A 20145-nucleotide genomic window follows, 5' to 3' on the forward strand; every position below is an offset into this window, starting at 1 on the left:
GAGAGGCTGCCACATTCGAGGAAGGCAGGACATCAAGGCAGGAGACTCGAGCGCCATTCGATGGGCTGCAGCCGGGTGGCGGCGGTCGGGGCGCGTGGCTGCCTTGACGTGCCCTCAGCGCAACCCACCTGCATGGCCCCTCCCCGCGGCGGGGCGCACGGAAAGCGCTGCAGTGCAGAATGAAAGGCTCGTCATGATGCGAGCCCGCGCATCTTGATCGCCTCTGCCGAGCCGAACCCATCGGCGGTCTCTGGAGCATGTTCCGGGCAGTGACGGTGCCTCCCCCAGGCCCGCGCGGATCGCCCCCTCCCCCGCCGCGGGGCGCATGGAAAGTGGTGAATGGTGGAATGAAGGCCCCTCTCTATCGAGAGAGGCCAGGCCTCCCGCCATCTTGGTCGCCTCAGGCGCACGGGGCCCATCAGCCGTCTCCAGAGCGCGCTCCGTTAGCAGTGACGGCGTCCTCCTCCTCCGGGCCCGCGTATCGCCCCCTCCCCTGCCGCGGGGCGCATGGAAAGCGGGCGGGGCGGAATGAAAGGCCGGTCCGGGAGAGAGCCCGCGCCATCTTGGGCGCCTCTGTCGGGCCGGGCCCATCGGCCGTCTCCGGATCACGTTCCGTTGGCAGTAACGGTGGCTTTCTCCGGGCCCCCGTGGATTACCGCCGCGCCACGAGGCGCATGGAAAGCGGTGCAGGGCAGGATGAAAGGCTCGTGATGATGCGAGCCCGCGCATCTTGGTCGCCTCAGGCGGGCGGGCCCCATCGGCCGTCTCCAGACCACGTCCGGTACCAGCGACAGGCGGCACGCCTTCCACCACCAGCGATAACGCCCCCTCGCGGCATGGTGAGCGCAAGAGTTTCAAACAGCGCCGCGATGCCCTGCCGGAGTGCGCGCGCTATGGCGCCGAACGCTCAGGGGCCTGAGCAGGAGCCGGCGCGCATGAATAAGGGTCACCGGCCATGATCCTGTCACCGAGGATCCGGTTCGCGGTGATGCCGCAGCGCCGGCCTGCCTCGTCCGCCCTGCGCGGAGCAACTCAAGGCGGCGGCGAGGCACCGTTCGCCAAGCTTGGCGCAGCCAAGTTCGCGGATGAGGCCGCGGCGGCTTCCCATTCGCCACACCCGCCGACGGGAAATGCGGACTGGAGCGCGGCCCGAGGCTCGGCAGCCAGCGGAACTCTCCGGCGCGGGACAAAGGCGGTAAGGCTGAAAGAGTTCCGCTCGTCGAAGTGCCCTGGCACTCGGGGGAACATAAGATGCGCTCGACGCGGCGCGCAGCGCGCGGGCGGAGGTGTTGGATACCGACACTCTTGGCACGCCAACGCAGCGTGAAACTCAGGCGCCACAGTCTTCGAAGAGCAGTGGGGCAAGTCTCTGAAGGGTGCAGGGGGAGCGCATGTCATGCGGTCCGAAACATAGAGGCGCATATGCGTCGCCTGCCCGCTCCGCCGGGCCTCTACGGCGACGCACCACATCCGCCCCGGCGGCTGGCGCGGCCGGGGCGGTAGGAGCGATGGCGGACCGCGCCTCAGCCGCCGCGGCGCTGCTGGCCGAGGCCCATCTGCTTGGCGAGCTCGGAGCGCGCCGCCGCATAGTTCGGCGCCACCATGGGGTAGTCCGCCGGCAGGCCCCACTTCTCCCGGTATTGCTCAGGCGTCATGTTGTACTGCGTGCGCAAGTGACGCTTGAGCGACTTGAACTTCTTTCCGTCCTCGAGGCACACGATGTAATCGGGCGCCACGGACTTCTTCACCGGGACCGCCGGCTTGAGCTGCTCCACCACGGCCTCGGTCTCGCCCGTGGAGATGCGCTGCAGCGCAGCGTAAACATCGTTGATGAGCACCGGCAGTTCCGCCGCCGCGACGGAATTGTTGCTCACGTAGGCGGAGACGATGTCCGCCGCCAGGGCGACAAAGGAATTTTCTTCCATTTCTTCGGTCATGGCACTTTCTTTTTGCCTGTGACGAGAACCACACCCAAGCTGCGGAACGCAGGCCGGGGACCTGCGGCAGCCGGTCTTTCCCACCCCGAAACGGGCGGCCCGCTTCGATTCGGTGGCATACAGCAATGTATAGGTGTTAAGTTCGTACGCACGCAAATGCAAGTAGAAATTCAGAAACCGTCATGTACTTTCAAGTTGGACTTGGTCCCTTCCTTCTCTGCATTTGCCAGACCTCGTCCCCGCCCCGCCGGTAGAGCGGCGCGCATGCCTTGCCAGTGCGGGAGGGGATGCCTACCTGAAGGCAAACACAGCGGGGTTTTCATGCCCAACACCCTTCCCGACCCAAGCTCCAAGCCGCAGGTGCCCCAGGACGACGCCCAGGATGCACCGAAGGACACCCCCACGGGCACCGGCCCGGCCAAGGTCACCAAGAGCGAAACGGAATGGCGCTCCTGCCTGACGCCCGAGCAATTCCGCATTGCCCGCGAGCACGGCACAGAGCGCGCCTTCACCGGCCCTTATTGGGACGAGAAGCGCACCGGCCTTTATCGCTGCGTGGCCTGCGGCGCGGCCCTGTTCCGCTCCGAGGCCAAATATGATTCCGGCACCGGCTGGCCCAGCTTCTTCTCCCCCGTTTCCGCCGAGGCGGTGGTGACGCACGAGGATACCTCCCACGGCATGCGCCGTATAGAGGTTCGCTGCGCCCGGTGCGACAGCCATTTGGGCCATGTTTTTCCCGATGGGCCGCAACCCACGGGCCTGCGCTTCTGCATGAACGGAACCGCCCTTTCCCTGGAAACCGATGAAGGACAGCCCCATGACGGCGCCTGAGGCCCCGCGCGCCGCGCACCACCCCTCCTCCCGCACCATTCATGGCGTGGCCCTTACCGACGATTACGCCTGGCTGCGCGCCGACAATTGGCGTGAGGTGATGCGCGACCCCGCCGTGCTCTCAAGCGAGATCCGCACCTATCTCGAGGCGGAAAATGCCTACGCGGATGCCTATTTCTCCCCGCTCGCGGACCTGCGCCGCGCCCTGGTGGCGGAGATGCGGGCCCGCATCAAGGAGGATGATTCCACCGTCCCCGCGCCCGATGGCGCCTTCGCCTATTTCAGCCGGCATCGGGAAGGCGGCCAGCACCCCCTCGCCTGCCGCAAGGCGATGCCAGACGGGGCCGAGCAGATCATCCTCGACGGCGACCTGGAGGCCAAGGACAAGGCCTATTTCCATCTCGGCCACTGGCGCCACACGGCGGACCATCGGCGCTTCGCCTTCGCCGCCGACGAGCAGGGCTCCGAGCTCTACGGCATCCGCATCCGTGATCTCTCCACAGGCGCCGACCTGCCGGATGTGATCGCGGAAACCACCGGCGACCTGCTGTGGAGCGCCGACGGCAACGCGCTCTATTACATCCGCCGCGACGCGGAGCATCGCCCCTCCAAGGTCTACCGCCATGTGCTGGGCACGGCACCGGAGGCCGACGCGCTGATCTATGAGGAGCCCGACAAGGGCTTCTTCGTCTCGCTGGCGGAGACGCAATCGCGCGCCTTCGGCCTCATTTCCTGCGGCGACCACCAGACATCCGAGGTCCATCTTCTCGACCTCTCGACCCCGGATGCGCGCCCGCGCCTGGTGGCGGAGCGCAGCTCGGGCGTGCGCTATGAGGTGGAGCATCACCCGGCCCTGAGGGGTGAGGACACGCTCGTCATCCTCACCAATGCGGACCAGGCGGAAGACTTCAAGATCGTCACCGCCCCCACAGCCGCGCCCGAGCGGCGGAACTGGCGTGATTTCGTGCCCCATGCGCCGGGCCGCATGATCCTCAGCCACACCGTGTTCGCACGCTTCATGACACGGCTGGAGCGGGAGGGCGGCCTGCCGCGCATCATCGTGCGCGACCTGGAAAGCGGCGCCGAGCATGCGGTGGCGTTCGATGAGGAAGCCTATGCGCTGGGGCTGTTCCCCGGCTTCCCGTTCGACACCCGCGAGGTGCGCTTTACCTACGCCTCCATGACCACGCCGTCGGAGGTGTGGTCCTATGACATGGCCAGCCGGGAACGGGCGCTCTTGAAGCGCCAGGAGGTTCCCTCGGGCCATGATCCGGCCGACTACGTCACCCGGCGTATCTTCGCCCCGGCGCCCGATGGCGAGATGGTTCCGGTGTCCCTGCTCTACCGCAAGGGCACGCCGCTGGACGGCACGGCGCCGCTGCTGCTGTATGGATATGGAGCCTACGGCATCACCATACCGGCAAGCTTCTCCACCAGCCGGCTTTCGCTGGTGGACCGCGGCTTCATCTATGCCATTGCCCATATCCGCGGCGGCACGGACAAGGGCTGGCGCTGGTATTCGGATGGCAAGCTCACCCGCAAGACCAACACGTTCACCGATTTCATCGCGGTGGCCGACCATCTGGTGCGGGAGAAGTTCACGACGCCGGCGCGCATCGTCGCCCATGGCGGGTCGGCGGGCGGCATGCTGATGGGTGCGGTGGCGAACATGCGGCCGGAACTGTTTGCCGGCATCATCGCGGAAGTGCCGTTCGTGGACGTCCTCACCACCATGCTGGACGACACATTACCCCTCACGCCACCGGAATGGCCGGAATGGGGAAATCCCATTTCCGACCCCGATGCCTTCACCCGGATCCGGCGCTATTCACCGGTGGATAATGTGCATGCGGCGGCCTATCCGGCCATCTTCGCCCTCGCCGGGCTCACCGACCCGCGGGTGACCTATTGGGAGCCGGCCAAATGGGTGGCGCGGCTGCGCGCGTTCAACACCTCGCATGCCCCCATCCTGCTGCGCACCAACATGGATGCCGGCCATGGCGGCGCCTCCGGCCGCTTCGACCGGCTGGATGAGGTGGCCCTGGTCTACGCCTTCGCCCTGAAGACCGTGGGCGCGCTCACGCCGGCGCGGGCGCCAGAGCCCGCCTGAGCAAGCGGAAGTGGAGAAGGGCCCAACACCCTTCTCCACGACTTCACACGATGAGACTGCTGGATGTGTAGGTGAAGCCGCTGCCCACCGCGATCACAAGATCCGCCCGGGAGTCGCCGTTCACATCGCCCTGCAGCAATCCATTGGCCAGCCGCAGCTCCCCGGCGGTACCCGAGAAGGCCGACGAGCCCACATAAACGAAGGCGTCGTTGACGCCGCTGTTGGTTGTGTTGGCGTCGATGGCCGAGAGGTTCAGCCGGTCGCCTGCGGCGGTGGAAAAATCCGTCAGGGTGTCATAAGTGCTGCGGTTTGAATCCGACACGGTGGTGTAGACGAAGGTGTCTCGTCCGCTGCCCCCCGTCAGGGTATCGGCGCCCACCCCGCCGGTGAGAGTGTCATTGCCGCCCCCGCCCCAAAGCCGATCACTGCCGCGACCGCCGGTGATGGTGTTGCTGAAGTTGTTGCCGACCCCGGTGAAGGACGACGAGCCGGTATAGATCAGGCGCTCCACGCTGGTGCCGAGCGTATAGCGCGAGAGGGTCGTACGGACCGTATCGAAGCCCTCGCCCGCCACTTCGACCACGACATCACCAATGGAGTCCACGTAATAGGTGTCGTCGCCGGCACCACCGGTCATGCTGTCGTTGCCGGTGCCTCCCTCAAGAAGGTCGTTGCCAACGCCACCGACGAGCCGGTCGTTGCCCTCTTGGCCATAGAGCCTGTCGTTGCCGGCACCGCCATCGAAAATGTCATTGCCAGTGCCACCAAGCAGACGATCGTCGCCGCCGTAGCCATAGAAGGTGTCATCGCCGGCATTGCCATAGATGACATTGACATAACTGTTGCCGATGAGGCGGTCATCGCCGGATCCACCATTCGCGTTCTCGATGATGACACCGAGAGCGATGCCGATATTGCCGGTGAGGCCGCCAATATTGGAGAATCGGCCCGCACGCAGATCAATGAGCTGGTTCACCGCATAGCCGGAGGCATTGAGCGTGTCGGTGCCGGCATCGTCCACGATCGTGTAGCTCGGCGCCTCGCTGTAATTGGCGAAGTCGTAGAGCGCGGCGGTGGCGCCGAGGACGGTGGAATTGAACCCATAGACGGTATTGCCGGCATGGGTGGTGCCGCGCCCGTACATGGCGCGGACGGCATAGATGTCCGCCATCATGGGCGTCATCACAAAGCGGTCACTGCCCTGCCCCGCCTCTCCCTGGCTGAAGTAGGACATGACCGTCATCTGCCAGGAATCGTTGGCATAGATGGCGTCAGTCGCATAGGTCCCGCTGCCGTCATAGGGCCCGGAATGGCCGAGCCCGAGGGCGTGGCCGATTTCATGGATAAAGGTCTGGAAGGTGTAGCCGTCGACGCTGCTGTCGCCGCCCTGCCAATTGGCCGCCACGTTGACCGTCGCCGCGGTGATCGATGAGCCGGAGCTCCACCACTGGCAGAAGGCCCCGCTCTGGTTCTGCGTGAATGAGATGGTCGCCGAACCCGTGGTCTCCGTGAAGCTGATGTCGCAAATATCCGACCAGGTGGCCAGAGCCAGCCGCGCGAGCCCGGCCCGCTGGGCGCTGAGGCCGGTCAGGTTCACGGTGATGGGCGTATCGGTACCGGCGATCGTCAACCCGCCATTGGTCCCGAAGCGCAGATAATCGGAGATCTGCTGCACTGAATAGGTGGGCAGGCTGGCCGCCGCACTCATGGAACTTGCCGTCGCCTGAGCCTCACTGATGGACATGCTTCCCTCGCCGCCACGTACATCTTCGAAGCGCGAACCTAGCAGATCCTCTCCCCCGACGTTCAGCAACCACGCACCTGCCCTCCACTTTGAGCCGGCCGCCCGCCGGTCGGTGAAACCACGCGCCATCTTCCCGCCAATGCCCATCCAGCTCCATTGACGCCCCATGATTTCCCATGTTAACCCATCATTACCCAAAACATGATGGGCGGCCTTCTGGCCGTCGCCGGGCGCGTCCTCCTTCGGGAGAGGCCCGGAAATGGGGAGGCACCCCGGCGCCGAGGAGCGTTCCATGGACCGCTTCGTGTCCACCTACACGATGCGTCTTGACGCCAAGGGGCGGGTTTCCATCCCTGCGCCGTATCGCGCGGTGCTGGTGAAGGACGGCGCGGAGGGCCTCTACTGCCATCCGAGCCTCGCCGAGCCCGCGCTGGATGCGGGCGGCAACCGGCTGATTGGCGAGATCGACGCGCTGATCGACCGCTACCCGCCCTATTCCGAGGAGCGGGAAGAGCTGGCCGCCGCCCTCTACGGCACCAGCGAGACCTTACGCATCGACCCGGAAGGCCGGGTGGTGCTGACCGAAACGCTCAAGGCCCACGCCGGCATCACCGATCAGGTCGCCTTCGTGGGGCTCGGGCATAAATTCAGGATCTGGGAACCGGAGCGGCTGAAGGTGCATCTCGCGGAGGCCACCCAAAGGGTGCGCGAGCTGCGCCGGGCCATCGGCTCCCGCGCCTCGAACCCAGGGAGCAGCACGGTATGACGACGGGCCACGGGGTCGGCCCCACCGACGCCGTAGGCGGACCGGCCCGTCATCTTCCCGTAATGCTGAAAGAGGTTCTGGCGCACCTCGCGCCGAAGGATGCCGGCACCTATGTGGACGGCACCTTCGGCGCCGGCGGCTACACCTCCGCCATCCTCGCCGCCGCCGACTGCCGCGTGCTCGCCATCGACCGCGACCCCACCGCCATTGCCGGCGGACAGGCCCTGGTCGCCGCATCGGGCGGGCGCCTGACCCTGGTGCAAGGCCGCTTTTCCGAGCTCGACAGCCTCAGCGCCGAGGCGGGATTCGTCCCGCTCGACGGGGTGGTGCTGGATATCGGCGTCTCCTCCATGCAGATCGACGAGGCCGAGCGCGGCTTCTCCTTCCGGCGCGACGGGCCGCTGGACATGCGCATGGGCGGCGATGGGCTGTCCGCCGCCGACGTGGTCGCCACGATGGACGAAGTGCGCCTCGCCCACATTATCTGGGCCTTCGGGGAGGAGCGCCAGTCGCGCGCCATCGCCCGCGCCATCGTCAAGGCGCGGGAGGAGACCCCCATTACCCGCACCGCGCAACTGGCGGAAATCGTGTCGCGGGTGGTGCGCTCCAAGCCGGGCGAGATCCACCCCGCCACCCGCACCTTCCAGGCCCTGCGCATCGCCGTGAACGAGGAGCTGAACGAGCTGGTGGAAGCCCTGGCGGCGGCCGAGCGGGTGCTGAAGCCCGGCGGCCGGCTTGTGGTCGTCACATTCCACTCGCTCGAAGACAGGATCGTTAAGACTTTTCTGGCAAACAGGGTAAAGGCACCGTCCGCGTCGCGTCATCTGCCGCTCGGAGAGGGGCCGGAGCCCGCCTTCCGCCTGGTGGCGAAGGGCGCGGTGGAACCCGGTCCCGACGAAGTGGCAGAGAACCCGCGCGCAAGGTCCGCGAAGCTTCGCGCGGCCGAACGCACGCTCGCTCCGGCGCATCCGGGCGGTGACCTGATGGGGCTGCTACCGGCCCCCTCACCGCAACGGCATGGGCGGAGACGCTAAAGAGAATGTTTCGAGTCGCCAACATCTTGATGGTCGGCGCACTCCTGGTGACCGCCGCGGTGGTGTACCAGCTCAAATATGCCTCCACCGCCGAGGCCGAGCGGCTCGCCACCCTGCGCAGCCAGATCCGCAAGGAGCGCGACGCCATCGCCGTCATGCGCGCCGAATGGGCGCGCCGTACGTCACCCTTCTACATTCAGGGGCTGGTGGAACGTCACCTGGACCTGAAGCGGCTGGACGTGGAGTCCATCTCCGAGTTCGACGACCTGCCCCCCAAGCCCGCCAATGGCGGCGACGGGATCGGCGGCATCATCGAGGCGCTGGAGGATGCTCCGCTCGTCACTTCCTCCACCGGCAAGGCTTCGACGCCCATGCCCAATGGAGGGGCCCCCGCGGCCGCCGGAAATACGGGCGCCGCCAGCATTCCGGCCACCTCGGCCATACGCCCCAAACCCGCGCCCAAGCCGCAGGCCACACCGGTGGCTTCGGCGGGCGCGCCCCTCACCACCGGCAGCATCGCTCCGCGTCAGCCGGCGGCCCCTCGCCCCGCACCCGCAGCACCACCGCCAGCGGCCGAAAGCGGAGGCGAGGATTCCCCGGTCGCCACCTTCTTCAAAGGTTTCCTGAGCGTGCGCTGACGAGGTCGCCATGTCCGAGAACATGTCCGAGAACAACACCGACGCCACGCTTGGCCCCGATTCCGCCCGCGCCGAGCAGGTGCACGGCGACGCCCACGCGCCGCTGCCGCCCGAGCCTAAGGTCTCGCTGGGCGACGCCCTCAACGGCGCCGCGATCCTCGCCGGCCGCGCCCTCGCGGGCGGTGGCGCGAAGGCCGGCGGGCGCCTGGGTGGCGCGGCGCTTTGGGTGGCGCGGGCCCTGGAGCGCGGCATCGAGGCCGTGGGCGCGCTCGCCGTGCGCCTGGTCACCGGCATCGGCAAGCTCAGCTTCCGCAGCGTGGCCGGGCTTGGGATGCTGGCCTATCTTGGCGCGCGCAAGTTCGCGCGCGGCCTGCTGGGCCTCGACCGCGGCAGCCCGGACATGGTCGCGCGGGGCCGCATCAAGCTGCTGATGGCAGGCTTCTGCCTGGTGTTCGTGGCCATTGCCGCGCAGCTCACCCACCTTGCCCTCACCTCCGACCCCGGCGCCACGCGCGGGCGCGGATCGGACGCGGTGGCCTCGGCACGGCCGGACATTATCGACCGCAACGGCGACATCATCGCCATCGACGTGAAGTCGCCCTCCTTGTTCGCCGAACCGCGCCGGCTGCTCGACCCCGACGAGGCGCTGGAAGGCCTGATCAAGATCCTGCCCGACCTCGATGTGGAAGAGACGCGCAAGCGCCTGAATTCCGGCAAGGGCTTCGCCTGGCTGAAGCGCGAGATCACCCCGGCGCAGCGCCGCGCGATCCATCGGCTGGGCCTGCCCGGCATCGGCTTCCTCAGCGAGAATCGCCGCATTTATCCGGATGGGCCCATCCTGTCCCACGTCATCGGCGGCGTGAACGTGGACAACCAGGGCATTGCCGGCCTTGAAAAGTGGATCGACGGGCGCGGCCTCTCCGACCTGCACCTGGCGGGCTTCGCCACCGACCGCCAGCAGGAGCCGGTGCAGCTCTCCATCGACATGCGCGTGCAGCACGCGGTGCGCGACGAGCTGATTCGCGCCAAGGACAAATTCTCCGCCCTCCACGCCATGGCGGTGGTGACGGACGTGAATACGGGCGAGATCATCTCCATGGTCTCGCTGCCCGACTTCGACCCCAACGTGCCCGGCAATCCGGCCAGCGACGCCTACCTCAACCGCCTCACCACCGGCGTCTACGAGATGGGCTCCACCTTCAAGGCCATGTCGTTCGCCATGGCGCTCGATTCCGGCAAGATCGGCCTCAACTCCACCTTCGACGCCCGCGCGCCGCTGCATTTCGGCCGCTTCAAGATCTCCGACTACCATGCGGAAAACCGGGTGCTGTCGGTGCCCGAAATCTTCCTGGCCTCGTCCAATATCGGCACCGCCAAGATGGTGCTGTCGCTGGGCGTGGAAGCCCACAAGGTGTTCCTGAGGAAGATGGGCCAGCTCACCCGCCTGCGCACGGAACTGCCGGAAAGCTCCCTGCCCATCGTGCCCAGGCACTGGGGCGAGGTGAACTCGGCCACCATCGCCTTCGGCCACGGCCTGTCGGTCGCCCCGCTCCAGGCGGTGATGGCGGTGAACTCCATGGTCAATGGCGGCTATCTCATCCCACCCACCTTCATCAAGCGCGACCAGCAGGAAGCGCAGAAGGTGGCGACCAAGGTGCTGAAGACCGACACCTCCGACAAGATGCGCTACATCATGCGCCTCAATGCGGAGAAGGGCACCGCCAAGAAAGCCGACATTCCCGGCTACATGGTGGGCGGCAAGACCGGCACCGCCGAGAAGGTGGTGAACGGCCACTATGCCAAGCATAAGCTGCTCACCTCCTTCACCGCCATCTTCCCCATGGACAAGCCGCAATATCTGGTGCTGGTGATGCTGGACGAGCCGCAGCCCGCTCCTGGCACCTATGGCTTCGCCACCTCGGGCTGGAACGCGGCGCCCACCGCCGGCGCCATCGTGGAGCGCATCGCGCCCATGCTGAACGTGGCGCCCCGCCAGAACCTGCCCACGGCCGAGCAGATGCTGCGCACCCTGGCGCCCAAGGTCGCGGACCGGCAGTGAGCGCTCTTCCGGCCGATACCGGGCCGCGAACGGCGACCGGGCCTTTCGCCTTGCGGGAAGGCCCGCCGGCCCGGTTCGGCGCGCCCCGGCAGGAGTGCCCGCGGTCTCATTCCCATTCCCTGGGGTGACAGCCCGTCACCTCAATGCCATGAACAGCAGCAAGAGGAGGCTCCGATGACAGACCACACCCTCGGATCGCTCCTCGGCGGTCACGCCCGTATCCTGGCCCCCCACGCCTGCGCCCTCCGCATCGAGGGCGTGACGGCGGACAGCCGCAAGGTGAAGCCCGGCTTCCTGTTCGTGGCGGTGCCCGGCACCCATGCGGATGGCGCCCGCTTCATCGCCGACGCGGTGGCGCGCGGGGCTACCGCCGTGCTCATGGAGCCGGTGGCGCCCCTTCCCACCCAGGCCGGGGGGAGCGCCTATCCCCACGTCTCGTTCGCCTTCTCGCTCGATGTGCGCCGCTCGCTGGCGCTGGCGGCGGCGCGCTTCTATCCGCGCCAGCCCCAGGTCATCGCCGCCGTCACCGGCACCGCCGGCAAGACCTCGGTCGCCTATTTCCTGCGCCAGATCTGGGAGCGGCTGGGCCACAAGGCCGCCTATCTCGGCACCATCGGCCTCGTGACGCCGGACGGCGCCACCTATGGCAGCCTCACCACGCCCGATCCGGTGGAGCTGCACGCCATTCTCGACGACCTCGCCGGCAAGGGCGTGACGCATATGGCGCTGGAAGCCTCCTCCCACGGGCTCGACCAGCGCCGGCTCGACGGGGTGCGGCTTTCCGCCGGCGCCTTCACCAATCTGGGCCGCGACCATCTCGACTACCACCCCACGGTGGAAGCCTATTTCAAGGCCAAGCTGCGCTTGTTCACCGAGCTTCTGCCCGTGGAAGCCACCGCCGTCGGCGTGCTGGACGCGCCCTATGCCGCCACCGCTTTGGCCTGGGCGGAGACGCGCGGGCTCAAGACCCTGTCCTTCGGCGACGATTTCGCCGGCGCCACCATTGAGGTGCTGGACGTGAAGCCGGCCGGCGCCAGCCAGATCATCCGCTTCGGCGACGGCACGGAAATCGCCCTGCCGCTGGCGGGGCGGTTCCAGGCCGACAACGCTCTGGTGGCCGCCGGCCTCGCCATCGCCTGCGGGGCCGAACGCAAGGACGCGATGGCCGCCCTCTCCCACCTGAAGGGCGTGCCGGGACGGCTGGAGCGCATCGGCCACGACCCCGCCCACCCCGTCTTCGTGGACTATGCCCACAAGCCCGAGGCCCTCGCGGCCGTGCTCGACACCCTGCGCGGCGCGGTGAAGGGGCGGCTCATGGTGGTGTTCGGCTGCGGCGGCGACCGCGATCGGGGAAAACGCCCCATCATGGGCGCAATCGCAGCGGAAAAGGCCGACCTCGTCATCGTCACGGACGACAATCCGCGCAGCGAGGACCCCGCCGCCATCCGGGCCGAGATCCTCACCGCCGCCCCCGGCGCGCGGGAGATCGGCGACCGGCGCGAGGCCATCCGCGCCGCCGTGGCGATGATGCAGCCGGGCGACGCGCTCGTGGTGGCGGGCAAGGGCCACGAGACGGGCCAGATCACGGGTGGACAGACACTGCCGTTCTCGGATGCGGCGGAGGTTCTCGCCGCCCTCGCGGAGGTTGGAGCATGAGTACCGGCGCGCGCCGCCTTTATCGCCTCGACGAGATCACCCAAGCCATGTCCGCCACGCCGCGCGGACCGGTGGGCGACGTTTCCGGCATCTCCATCGACAGCCGGACGCTGAAGCCCGGCGACGCCTTCTTCGCCATCATGGGCGAGAATTCCGACGGCCACGATTATGTGGAACGGGCCATCGCCGCCGGCGCCGCCCTCGCCGTGGTGGCCCGCGACAAGGCGGACCGCTTCGGCCCTGATGCCCCGCTGCTGCTGGTGGACGACGTGCTGGGCGGCCTCACCGCCCTAGCCTGTGCCGCGCGGGCGCGCTCCAGGGCCGGCATCGTGGCGGTGACGGGCTCGGTGGGCAAGACCACCACCAAGGAAGCGCTGCGCCTGGCGCTGGGCGCGGATGGCGAGACCCACGCCTCCGCCGCCTCCTACAATAATCACTGGGGCGTGCCCCTCTCCCTCGCCCGGCTGCCGGAAGAGGCGCGCTACGGCGTGTTCGAGATTGGCATGAACCATCCCGGCGAGATCACGCCGCTGGTGAAGCTGGTGCGGCCGCAGGTGGCCATCATCACCACCGTGGAGCCGGTGCACATCGCCCAGTTCTCCGGAATCGAGGAAATCGCCGACGCCAAGGCCGAGATCTTCGACGGGCTGGAGGCCGGCGGCGCCGCCGTGCTCAATCTCGACAATCCCCTGTTCGCCCGCCTGAAGGCATCCGCGCAGGCCAAGGGCGTCGCCCGCATCGTCACCTTCGGCGAGAGCGAAGGCGCGAACGTGCGGCTGGAAACCGTCTCGCTGCAGCCGGCCTGCTCGGTGATGGTGGTGGACGTGATGGGCACGCGCATCACCCTCAAGGTGCCCATGCCCGGCCGCCATGTGGTGCAGAACATGCTCGCCGTGCTGGCGGCGGCGAAGCTGCTGGGCGCGGACCTGGCGCTGGCCGCCATCGGCATTTCGCGCCTTACTCCGCCGCCCGGGCGCGGCGTACCGATCCAGCTGGCGGTGAAGGGCGGCGCGGCCACCCTCATCGACGAGAGCTACAACGCCAACCCCGCCTCCATGCGCGCCGCCATCGACGTGCTCAGCCGCACCCCGGTGGGGCCGCGCGGCCGGCGCATCGCCGTGCTCGGCGACATGCTGGAGCTGGGCGACGGAGCCGCCGCCATGCATGCGGGGCTGGCCCAGGCCCTCAAGGAGGGCCGCATCGACATCGTCTTCTGCTGCGGGCCGCTGATGCACGCGCTGTGGCAGGCCCTGCCGCCCGAGCGCCGCGGCGGCTATGCCCAGCACGCCACCCATCTCGAACCCATGGTGGCCGCGGTGGTGCGCGCCGGGGACACGCTGATGGTGAAGGGCTCCAATGGCAGCCGCATGGGGCCGCTGGTGAAGCGCCTCTCCGAGCGTTTCCCCGCCAGCGAGGATGCGCTGCTCTAGACTTTTTCCCCGTTTCACAGAATCGGGGAAATGCTCTAGCTTGTTGAGTTAACGCGTTTTCTTCACGCGAACCCGCATCCACCTCGCGCGAAAACGCTCAAGTACCACCCGTCTCATTGCCGGGCTTTGCGTTCCGTCCAGGCTTTTTGATCTCACGCATTTTCTTCACGCGAACCGGTGTCCACTTCGCAGGAAATGCTTCGAGGATGACCCATGCTTCAGTGGCTCGCCGAACTCCATCAGTCGCTTCCCGCCGTCAACGTGTTCCGCTACATCACCTTCCGCACCGGCGGCTCGGTGGTGACGGCGCTCCTGTTCGTGTTCCTGTTCGGACCGTCCATGATTTCCACCCTGCGGCTGAAGCAGGGCAAGGGCCAGCCCATCCGCACGGACGGACCCCAGTCCCACCTGCTCACCAAGAAGGGCACGCCGACCATGGGCGGGCTCATGATCCTGTCAGGCATCGTGGTGGCGACACTGCTGTGGTCCAACCTCGCCAACCCCTATGTGTGGGTGGTGCTGCTGGTGACGCTCGGCTTCGGCATGATCGGGTTCTATGACGACTACCTGAAGGTGACGAAGCAGACCCACAATGGTCTTTCCGGAAAGACGCGCCTCGCCATCGAAGCGGTCATTGCGGGTGTTGCGGTCATTCTCATCATGAATGTCGGCAAAGCGGGGCTTTCGACTTCAGTCTCTTTCCCCTTCTTCAAGGACCTGCTGCTGGACCTTGGCGTGTTCTTCGTGTTTTTCGGGGCTTTCGTCATCGTGGCCGCTGGCAACGCGGTGAACCTCACGGACGGGCTGGACGGGCTCGCCATCGTGCCGGTGATGATCGCCTCGGGCACGTTCGGTTTCATTGCCTATCTCTCGGGCAACGTGGTGTTCGCAGACTATCTGCAGATCCACTATGTGGCCGGCGTCGGCGAGCTGGCGGTCATCTGCGGCGCGGTGATGGGCGCGGGCCTGGGCTTCCTGTGGTTCAACGCGCCGCCGGCCCAGGTATTCATGGGCGATACCGGCTCGCTGGCCCTGGGCGGCCTGCTCGGCACCGTGGCGGTGGCCACCAAGCATGAAATCGTGCTCGCCGTGGTGGGCGGGCTGTTCGTGCTGGAAGCGGTTTCGGTGATCGTGCAGGTGGCGTCCTTTAAGCTCACCGGCAAGCGCGTGTTCAAGATGGCGCCCATCCACCACCATTTCGAGCAGCTCGGCTGGACCGAGCCGCAGGTGGTGATCCGCTTCTGGATCATCGCCGTAGTGCTGGCCCTCATCGGCCTCGCCACCCTGAAGCTGCGCTGAACGCGCCCTTCCCGAAAACGAAAAAGGCCCGGTGGAGCGATCCACCGGGCCTTTGTCTTGATGGGGCCGCGACCTACTTGTCGCAGGTCTTGATGCCGACCAGCACATAAGCCGGGCAGAAGCGGAAGACAGCCGTGAGCAGCATCACGAGGCCCACCGCCCCAATCAGCCACGCCCAGCCGCCCAGCCCCGCGAGGGCCGGAACGGAACCGCCCACGAACGGCACCAGCAGCAAAACGATACCCACGACAAACCGCAGCACGCGGTCAATCCCACCCACATTCGGCGTCATCTCAGCCTCCTGATCTCAATTCTACATTCAATGTTTTTAATGTAGCTCGCTGTCAATGCCTCTTTTCCCGAAGGTCACTTCGTCGCGGCGGCCGGCTTCCCGCACAACGAACAGCGCTTCCCTCGCGGCGCCGCCGGGATTAGACGAGAGCACGACCGGCCAGCCGGCTCCTGATTGCGCCAGATCGAGAATTTGCCAGCCATGACTCCCGTCACCGTCTTCAAGGATCAGACCGTCGCCCTTTTCGGGCTCGGCGGCTCCGGGCTCGCCACCGCACAAGCGCTCCAGGCGGGGGGCGCCCATGTGGTCGCCTATGATGACGCGGAGCCCCAGCGCCGCAAGGCCGGCGAAGCAGGCATCACGGTCCAGGACCTGCACGACATCGACTGGACGGTGGTCCAGGCCCTCGTCCTTTCGCCGGGCGTGCCGCTCACCCACCCCCAGCCCCATTGGTCGGTGGACCTGGCGCGGGCAGCCGGGGCCGAGGTGATCGGCGACATCGAGCTGTTCTGCCGCGAGCGGCAGGCGACCGCCCGGCGATCGCCCTTCATCGCCATCACCGGCACCAATGGAAAGTCCACCACCACCGCCCTCATCACCCACATCCTGAGGGTGGCCGGGCGCGACGTGCAGATGGGCGGCAATATCGGCACCGCCATCCTCTCCCTCGCCCCGCCCAAGAGCGGGCGGGTGCATGTGGTGGAGTGCTCTTCCTACCAGATCGACCTTGCCCCCTCCATCGACCCCTCGGTGGCGGTGATGCTGAACATCACTCCTGATCATCTTGATCGCCATGGCAGCATCGAGAATTACGCGGCGGTGAAGGAGCGCCTCATCACCGGGGTCGAGGGTGGCGGCGCCGCCATCATCGGTGTCGACGACGACTTTTCCGCCGCCATGGCAGACCGCGCCGAGCGCGCGGGCAAGTATGTGGTGCGCCTATCCATGCGCCGGCCCTTGGCCGACGGCATCTGGCGCGAGGGTGAGACACTGGTGGTGTCCGAGGGCGGGGCCGAGCGGTTCCGCCTGAATCTCGGCGGCATCGGCTCCCTGCGCGGCGTTCACAATGCGCAGAATGCGGCCGCCGCCTATGCGGCCGCCCGCGCCGTGGGCGTGGCGCCGGAAATCATCGCCGTGGCCATGAAGCGCTTTCCCGGCCTCGCCCATCGCATGGAGCAGGTGGGCACGAAGGGAAACGTGCTGTTCGTCAATGACAGCAAGGCCACCAATGCCGATGCCACCGAGCGGGCGCTGGTGAGCTTCCAGGATATTTTCTGGATCGCCGGCGGCAAGCCCAAGACCGGCGGCATCACGCCCCTCGCCCCCCATTTCGGGCGCGTCGCCAAGGCCTACCTCATCGGCGAGGCGGCGGAAGCGTTCGGCGAGACCCTCGGGCCGGCGGTGGCGCATGAGATCGTCGGCACCCTCGACAAGGCGGTGGCCGCCGCCACGCGGGACGCGGAAGCCTCCGGGCTGGAACATCCGGTGGTGCTGCTTTCGCCGGCCTGCGCGAGCTTCGACCAGTTTCCCAATTTCGAGGTGCGGGGCGATGCCTTCTGCGATCTCGTGAAGGATATTTCCGGGGTGGAGCTGCTTCCGCGTGCCACCCCACCCGTCGCCCAGCAGGAGCCTCCCCGCTCCGGCCATCCGGGAATGCCGCCCCACGGCATGCCGAAAGGCATTGGGCATCCGGGAATGGGGCATCCGGGTGGTCACCCCGGTGCAGGCCATCCCGGCGGCACGCCTCACAAGGGCCCCGCCGGCACCCCCTGATCCGTCAGGAAACCCGCCGCCAAGAGGCCGCTCTCAAGGGCCGCCGATCAGCGCGGCAAGGTCCCGTTCAGGAACAGCCGCACGCAGCGCCGGATACGGGTTCGGCGCGCGGCGGCGTCCGGCTTCTGGGGCTCACCATCGGCCTTGGGCAAATCGGCGCCGAACATCATGTCCATGAGGATGCGGGCGGTAGCCGTGGCGTCCTCCACCACCAGGCGCCCGGCTGCGGCCTGCGCCGCAAGCCAGGCGGCCAGCTCCGCCCGCGAGGGATCGGCGCCCGCATGCTCCAGAATCTGGTGCAGCTCGGGGAAAAGCGGCCCCTCCACCAGCACCAGCCGCAGCAGCGCGCGGCGCGCGTGGTCCTCCTGCTCGGTGAGATCCACGCGGAAGATGGCTTCCAGCGCCGCGTCGAGGGGCAGGTGCGCGTAGTCACCCGGCAGCGCCAGCATGCTTTGCCGGTGCGCGTCCACCACCGCGGCGAACAGGTCTGCCTTGCCGGGAAAGAAACGGTAGAGGGTGCGCTTCGACATGCGGCATTCCGCCGCCACCGCGTCCATGGTGGTTCCGCCATAGCCCGTGTGCAGAAACAGGCGGTAGGCGCCGGCCACAAGGGCGGCACGCTGCGCGGCATCGCTCGCCGCCTTCGGCCGCCCGGGTCCCCGCCGCCCGGCGGGCGAGCTGGAAACGTTCTGAACGGCACCAGGCACCTTGACAGGCTTGGCCGGACGCATTCACCTCCCCCCGAGATTGACAGCGGCACGTGCCGACAATATGGGTAATTTAAAGTTTCCTAAATCGAGTCTCCAGTGATTTGTCCTTGCCTCCTTGGTCACGGCCTGAGGGCGGAGGTTTTGGTCGAAGGTTACCCGCACTGTCAGCGCACGCTTCGGATGCCACCGGCCTCCGGCGGAGACCGTAATGTCGTGCCTGCCCCGAGGGTGAGAGCCGCGTGACTCAGTTTACCCCCATTGCTTCCGGTGCTCGCCGTACCGCCCGACGCCCCCCGCTCGCGTCCGCGCCGCGGTGCGACGGCGAGCCTGAACGGCTTTGCGCACGGGGAACACCACCGCGCGTGACGCGCGCGCGTCCGCTCCATGCGCTCGCCCGCGGCACACTCCTGTGCCTGCTTCTGGCCGGCTGCTCGGTGGGGCCGGACTATGCCACGCCCTCCTTCGACCTGCCCGCGCGCTGGCAGGACCAGAGCGGCATGAAGAAGGAGCCTGCCGCGCCCCAGCTCGCCCATTGGTGGGAGCGGATGAAGGACCCGACCCTCAACGCCCTGATCGACACCGCGGTCGCCGGCAACCTGGACGTGGCCACCGCGAAGGCGAAGATCCGCGAGGCGCGCGCCACCTATCGCCAGCAGGTGGGCGGCCTGTTCCCCCAGGTGGACTTTTCCGCCTCCGCCACGCGGGGGCAGAACGGCTCGCGCGTGGGCAGCGGCGGCGACATCACCGTGGGCGGCCTCTATACGGACTATCAGGCTGGCTTCGACGCCTCCTGGGAGCTGGACCTGTTCGGCGCCAACCGGCGCGGCGTGGAAGCCGCGGGCTTTGCCGCCCAGTCGGCGGAGGACGACCTGCGTGGCACGCTGCTGACCTTGGTGGGCGACATCTCCTCCAATTATGTGGCCGTGCGGGGCTATCAGGCCCGCATCGCGCTGGCGCAGCGCACCGCCGCCTCCCAGCGCGAGACGGCCGCGCTCACCCGCACCAAGCTTGAGGCGGGCGCGGTTTCCGCCGTGGACCTGTCCAACGCCACCGGCCTTGCCGCCTCCACCGAGGCCAATATTCCCGAGCTGAAATCGCAGCTGGCCCAGAGCATTCATCGCCTGAGCGTGCTCACCGGGCAGCCGCCGTCCGCCCTGGCGGCGCAGCTCAATCGTGGCGGCCCCATTCCCAGCCCGCGCAACCGGGTGTCGAAGGGCGTGCCCGCAGACGTGCTGCGCAACCGGCCGGACGTGCGCCAGGCTGAACGCACCCTGGCCCAGTCCACCGCCCTCATCGGCCAGGCAGAAGCGGCGCGCTATCCGGCCATCAGCCTGACCGGCAACATCAATACCGACGGCACCAAGGTGGGCGATCTGGTGCGGGGCTCGGCCATCAGCTGGTCCTATGGACCCACCTTGAGCATTCCCGTCTTCACCGGCGGCCAGCTCAAGGCCGCCGTGGAGGTGGCCGAGGCGCAGCGCGACCAGAACTTCCTGGCCTACCACGCCGCCATTCTCACCGCGCTTGAGGATGTGGAGAATGCCAGCGTCGCCCTGAACCAGGAGCGGGTGAAGGCCGGCAAGCTCTCCGAGTCCGCCTCCTCCTACCGGGAGGCGGCGCGGCTCGCCCGCTCGCTCTACCAGAACGGCTCCACCAGCTTCCTGGAGGTGCTGGACGCCGAGCGCTCGCTCTATTCGGCGGAGGATTCCCTGCTGGTGAGCCGGGTGGCCATCGCCACCGACTATGTCGCCCTCAACAAAGCCCTGGGTGGCGGCTGGGATGGCACCATGGACGTGACCACCCCCGCCGTGGTGGACACCAATACCGGCCCGCATTTCTCCCAGATTCAACAATGAGACGCCCGTG

Annotated in this window: 15 protein-coding genes; 11 read left to right on the forward strand and 4 right to left on the reverse strand. The window is 67.6% G+C overall.

The features are described 5' to 3' along the window. Positions 1 to 1523: 1523 nt before the first annotated feature. A complete protein-coding gene (locus tag L0966_RS06940; RefSeq protein WP_234051124.1) occupies positions 1524 to 1937 on the reverse strand; it encodes a MucR family transcriptional regulator in 414 nt (137 codons plus the stop codon). Positions 1938 to 2258: 321 nt separating this feature from the next. On the opposite strand from L0966_RS06940, the gene msrB reads away from it, so the two are divergent. Together msrB and L0966_RS06950 are read left to right on the forward strand one after the other, a co-directional pair. Then, entirely contained in the window at positions 2259 to 2768 is a 510-nt protein-coding gene (gene msrB, locus L0966_RS06945) for a peptide-methionine (R)-S-oxide reductase MsrB (RefSeq protein ID WP_234051125.1), read from the forward strand. Continuing rightward, the gene (locus L0966_RS06950) at positions 2755 to 4878 is read left to right on the forward strand and encodes a S9 family peptidase (protein ID WP_234051126.1); all 2124 of its coding nucleotides are present in this window, start codon (positions 2755 to 2757) and stop codon (positions 4876 to 4878) included. The genes msrB and L0966_RS06950 overlap by 14 nt, the downstream gene beginning before the upstream one ends. Positions 4879 to 4921: 43 nt before the next feature. On the opposite strand, the gene L0966_RS06955 is transcribed toward L0966_RS06950, so the two are convergent. Beyond that, positions 4922 to 6622: a M10 family metallopeptidase gene (locus tag L0966_RS06955; protein ID WP_234051127.1), complete on the reverse strand. Its 1701-nt coding sequence runs from the start codon at positions 6620 to 6622 to the stop codon at positions 4922 to 4924. Between the two features lie 292 nt (positions 6623 to 6914). On the opposite strand from L0966_RS06955, the gene L0966_RS06960 reads away from it, so the two are divergent. From L0966_RS06960 to mraY, 7 genes are all read left to right on the forward strand, one after another. Continuing rightward, a complete protein-coding gene (locus L0966_RS06960) occupies positions 6915 to 7388 on the forward strand; it encodes a division/cell wall cluster transcriptional repressor MraZ (protein ID WP_234051128.1) in 474 nt (157 codons plus the stop codon). After that, the gene (rsmH, locus tag L0966_RS06965) at positions 7385 to 8422 is read left to right on the forward strand and encodes a 16S rRNA (cytosine(1402)-N(4))-methyltransferase RsmH (RefSeq protein ID WP_234051129.1); all 1038 of its coding nucleotides are present in this window, start codon (positions 7385 to 7387) and stop codon (positions 8420 to 8422) included. Before L0966_RS06960 ends, rsmH begins: the two co-directional genes overlap by 4 nt. Positions 8423 to 8427: 5 nt before the next feature. Continuing rightward, positions 8428 to 9060, forward strand: a complete 633-nt coding sequence (locus L0966_RS06970; RefSeq protein ID WP_234051130.1) for a hypothetical protein — start codon at positions 8428 to 8430, stop codon at positions 9058 to 9060. Between the two features lie 331 nt (positions 9061 to 9391). Next, a complete protein-coding gene (locus tag L0966_RS06975) occupies positions 9392 to 11119 on the forward strand; it encodes a peptidoglycan D,D-transpeptidase FtsI family protein (protein ID WP_370640665.1) in 1728 nt (575 codons plus the stop codon). Between the two features lie 174 nt (positions 11120 to 11293). Then, a complete protein-coding gene (locus L0966_RS06980) occupies positions 11294 to 12775 on the forward strand; it encodes a UDP-N-acetylmuramoyl-L-alanyl-D-glutamate--2,6-diaminopimelate ligase (RefSeq protein ID WP_234051132.1) in 1482 nt (493 codons plus the stop codon). After that, positions 12772 to 14205: a UDP-N-acetylmuramoylalanyl-D-glutamyl-2,6-diaminopimelate--D-alanyl-D-alanine ligase gene (locus L0966_RS06985; RefSeq protein WP_234051133.1), complete on the forward strand. Its 1434-nt coding sequence runs from the start codon at positions 12772 to 12774 to the stop codon at positions 14203 to 14205. The genes L0966_RS06980 and L0966_RS06985 overlap by 4 nt, the downstream gene beginning before the upstream one ends. 213 nt (positions 14206 to 14418) lie before the next feature. Then, positions 14419 to 15504 carry a phospho-N-acetylmuramoyl-pentapeptide-transferase gene (gene mraY / locus L0966_RS06990; protein ID WP_234051134.1) on the forward strand — a complete coding sequence of 362 codons (1086 nt, stop codon included), beginning with the start codon at positions 14419 to 14421 and terminating at the stop codon, positions 15502 to 15504. A 73-nt stretch (positions 15505 to 15577) separates the two neighbouring features. On the opposite strand, the gene L0966_RS06995 is transcribed toward mraY, so the two are convergent. Continuing rightward, positions 15578 to 15796: a DUF2892 domain-containing protein gene (locus tag L0966_RS06995; protein WP_234051135.1), complete on the reverse strand. Its 219-nt coding sequence runs from the start codon at positions 15794 to 15796 to the stop codon at positions 15578 to 15580. A 201-nt stretch (positions 15797 to 15997) separates the two neighbouring features. Here L0966_RS06995 and murD point away from each other — a divergent pair, with 201 nt between their 5' ends. After that, positions 15998 to 17569 carry a UDP-N-acetylmuramoyl-L-alanine--D-glutamate ligase gene (murD, locus tag L0966_RS07000; RefSeq protein ID WP_234051136.1) on the forward strand — a complete coding sequence of 524 codons (1572 nt, stop codon included), beginning with the start codon at positions 15998 to 16000 and terminating at the stop codon, positions 17567 to 17569. Positions 17570 to 17616: 47 nt separating this feature from the next. On the opposite strand, the gene L0966_RS07005 is transcribed toward murD, so the two are convergent. Then, a complete protein-coding gene (locus L0966_RS07005; protein ID WP_234051137.1) occupies positions 17617 to 18300 on the reverse strand; it encodes a TetR/AcrR family transcriptional regulator in 684 nt (227 codons plus the stop codon). A 341-nt stretch (positions 18301 to 18641) separates the two neighbouring features. Between L0966_RS07005 and L0966_RS07010 the strand changes: the two genes are divergently transcribed. Then, positions 18642 to 20135, forward strand: a complete 1494-nt coding sequence (locus L0966_RS07010) for an efflux transporter outer membrane subunit (protein WP_234051138.1) — start codon at positions 18642 to 18644, stop codon at positions 20133 to 20135. The last annotated feature ends 10 nt before the right edge of the window (positions 20136 to 20145 follow it).

This window comes from Xanthobacter sp. NM-59, assembly GCF_021401125.1.
GTDB lineage: Bacteria > Pseudomonadota > Alphaproteobacteria > Rhizobiales > Xanthobacteraceae > Xanthobacter.

Bases quoted from the DNA above. Each gene is read 5' to 3' on its own strand.
- L0966_RS06960 (WP_234051128.1), top strand. From the start codon at position 6,915: ATGGACCGCTTCGTGTCCACCTACACGATGCGTCTTGACGCCAAGGGG.
- rsmH (WP_234051129.1), top strand. From the start codon at position 7,385: ATGACGACGGGCCACGGGGTCGGCCCCACCGACGCCGTAGGCGGACCG.
- L0966_RS06995 (WP_234051135.1), bottom strand. From the start codon at position 15,796: ATGACGCCGAATGTGGGTGGGATTGACCGCGTGCTGCGGTTTGTCGTG.
- L0966_RS06975 (WP_370640665.1), top strand. From the start codon at position 9,392: ATGCTGGCCTATCTTGGCGCGCGCAAGTTCGCGCGCGGCCTGCTGGGC.
- L0966_RS06970 (WP_234051130.1), top strand. From the start codon at position 8,428: ATGTTTCGAGTCGCCAACATCTTGATGGTCGGCGCACTCCTGGTGACC.
- L0966_RS06940 (WP_234051124.1), bottom strand. From the start codon at position 1,937: ATGACCGAAGAAATGGAAGAAAATTCCTTTGTCGCCCTGGCGGCGGAC.
- L0966_RS06985 (WP_234051133.1), top strand. From the start codon at position 12,772: ATGAGTACCGGCGCGCGCCGCCTTTATCGCCTCGACGAGATCACCCAA.
- murD (WP_234051136.1), top strand. From the start codon at position 15,998: ATGACTCCCGTCACCGTCTTCAAGGATCAGACCGTCGCCCTTTTCGGG.
- L0966_RS07005 (WP_234051137.1), bottom strand. From the start codon at position 18,300: ATGCGTCCGGCCAAGCCTGTCAAGGTGCCTGGTGCCGTTCAGAACGTT.
- L0966_RS06980 (WP_234051132.1), top strand. From the start codon at position 11,294: ATGACAGACCACACCCTCGGATCGCTCCTCGGCGGTCACGCCCGTATC.
- msrB (WP_234051125.1), top strand. From the start codon at position 2,259: ATGCCCAACACCCTTCCCGACCCAAGCTCCAAGCCGCAGGTGCCCCAG.
- L0966_RS06955 (WP_234051127.1), bottom strand. From the start codon at position 6,622: ATGTCCATCAGTGAGGCTCAGGCGACGGCAAGTTCCATGAGTGCGGCG.
- mraY (WP_234051134.1), top strand. From the start codon at position 14,419: ATGCTTCAGTGGCTCGCCGAACTCCATCAGTCGCTTCCCGCCGTCAAC.
- L0966_RS06950 (WP_234051126.1), top strand. From the start codon at position 2,755: ATGACGGCGCCTGAGGCCCCGCGCGCCGCGCACCACCCCTCCTCCCGC.